Annotated in this window: 1 protein-coding gene and 1 pseudogene; both read left to right on the forward strand. The window is 76.5% G+C overall.

Annotation, left to right across the window (positions count from 1 at the left end; translation table 11 throughout):
* Nucleotides 1-275: pseudogene (locus AB0G02_RS41055) on the forward strand (nucleoside-diphosphate sugar epimerase); the annotation flags it as partial.
* A complete protein-coding gene (locus AB0G02_RS41060) occupies nt 272-1126 on the forward strand; it encodes an NAD(P)H-binding protein (RefSeq protein ID WP_360806218.1) in 855 nt (284 codons plus the stop codon). The pseudogene AB0G02_RS41055 and the gene AB0G02_RS41060, both read left to right, overlap by 4 nt.
* Nucleotides 1127-1234 lie beyond the last annotated feature (108 nt).

Below are 1234 nucleotides of genomic sequence, written 5' to 3' on the forward strand. Positions count from 1 at the left end.
CCCACACCCACGAGGAGATGGTCGCGATCATCGGTGGGGTCCTCGGCCGACCCCTGCGCCACGAGGAGATCCCACCCGACCAGGCCACCGGGCACCTGGTCCGCGCCGGACTGCCACCGGCGTTCGTGCACGCCCTCATGGCCCGCTACGCCCGCGGCGCGGGCCGACCCGCCACCGTCACCGGCGAGGTCGACCGCATCCTGCACCGCCCCGCCCGCACCTTCCCCCAGTGGGCCGCGGACCACACCCACCTGTTCACCGGAGCACACTCGTGACCATCCTCGTCACCGGCGCGACCGGCACCGTCGGCCGCCACCTCGTCACCGCGCTGCTCGCCGCCGGCCACCGCGTCCGCGCCCTCACCCGCCACCCCGCGACCGCCGACCTGCCCGACGACGTCGAGGTCGTGCGGGGCGACACCACCGACGTCGACAGCCTCGCCGCCGCGTTCACCGGCGCCACCGCCGCCCACCTGATCAACTTCGGGCACGGCTACCGGCCGCTCGACAACGGCGACCAGGTCGCCGCGGCCGCCGTCCGCGCCGGCGTCCGCCGCGTCACCCTGCTCGGCGGCTGGGCCGAGGGCACCCTCGAACCCGCCGTGCGCTCCTCCGACCTGGAGTGGACGCACCTGCGCCCGCTGGAGTTCATGGCCAACACCCTGGCCGACTGGGGACCGCCGCTGCGCGCCGACGGCGTCATCCGCGAACCGCACGGCGACCGGCGCAGCGCCTGCGTCCACGAAGCCGACATCGCCGCCGTCGCCGCCACCGCCCTCACCACCGACGGCCACGCCGGGCAGACCTACACCCTCACCGGACCCGAAGCGGTCACCCCGCGCGACAAGGTGCGCCACCTCGCCCACGCCACCGGCCGCGACCTGCGGTTCGAGGAACTCACCCCGCAGCAGGCCCGCGAGCTGTGGACCGCCGACCCGCCGTCACTGCAGATCTACCGCGTCGCACCCGGGGGCCCGGCGGAGAAGGCCGACTTCGTCCTGCGGCTCTACGCCGACACCCCCGAGGCCGGCCGCACCGTCACCGACGCCGTCCAGCGCGTCACCGGCCGCCCCGCCCGCACCTTCGCCACCTGGGCCGCCGAACACGCCGACGCGTTCCGGCCGTGACGACCCCGCCGACCGCGACGACGGCGGCACGCCCCCGCCCACCGTGACGAGCGCGCCCGACGACCCCGACCGAAACCACCCCTGACCGGGGCAGGCCCCGACCGCGCC

This window comes from Actinosynnema sp. NPDC023658 (assembly GCF_040639995.1).
Taxonomy (GTDB): Bacteria; Actinomycetota; Actinomycetes; order Mycobacteriales; family Pseudonocardiaceae; genus Actinosynnema.